Genomic DNA, 592 nt, shown 5'->3' on the forward strand with positions numbered 1-592 from the left:
CTCGTCGAGCGCTTCACCGACATCGACGGCACGTTCCCGAACCACCACCCCGATCCCGCGCACCCGGAAAACCTGCAGGACGTGATCCAGGCGCTGAAGGACACCGACGCCGAGCTCGGCTTCGCGTTCGACGGCGACGGCGACCGCCTCGGCGTCGTCACGAAGGACGGCCAGATCATCTACCCGGACCGCCAGCTGATGCTGTTCGCGGAGGAAGTGCTGTCGCGCAACCCGGGCGCGCAGATCATCTACGACGTGAAGTGCACGCGCCATCTCGCGCAGTGGGTGAAGGCGAAGGGCGGCGAGCCGCTGATGTGGAAGACGGGCCATTCGCTCGTGAAGGCGAAGCTGCGCGAGACGGGCGCGCCGCTCGCGGGCGAGATGAGCGGCCACGTGTTCTTCAAGGACCGCTGGTACGGTTTCGACGACGGTCTCTACACGGGCGCGCGCCTGCTCGAGATCCTCGCGAAGACGGCCGATCCGAGCGCGCTGCTCAATGCGCTGCCGGACGCGATGAGCACGCCGGAGCTGCAGCTCAAGCTCGAGGAGGGCGAGAACTTCCGCCTGATCGAGAAGCTGCAGCAGGAAGCGA

1 pseudogene is annotated in these 592 nt (G+C 67.1%); it reads left to right on the forward strand.

Going from position 1 to position 592, the window contains the following annotated elements:
* A pseudogene (locus U4Y91_RS36580) lies at positions 1 to 592 on the forward strand (phosphomannomutase/phosphoglucomutase); the annotation flags it as partial.

This window comes from Burkholderia sp. BCC1993 (assembly GCF_905339865.1).
Classification (GTDB): Bacteria; Pseudomonadota; Gammaproteobacteria; order Burkholderiales; family Burkholderiaceae; genus Burkholderia.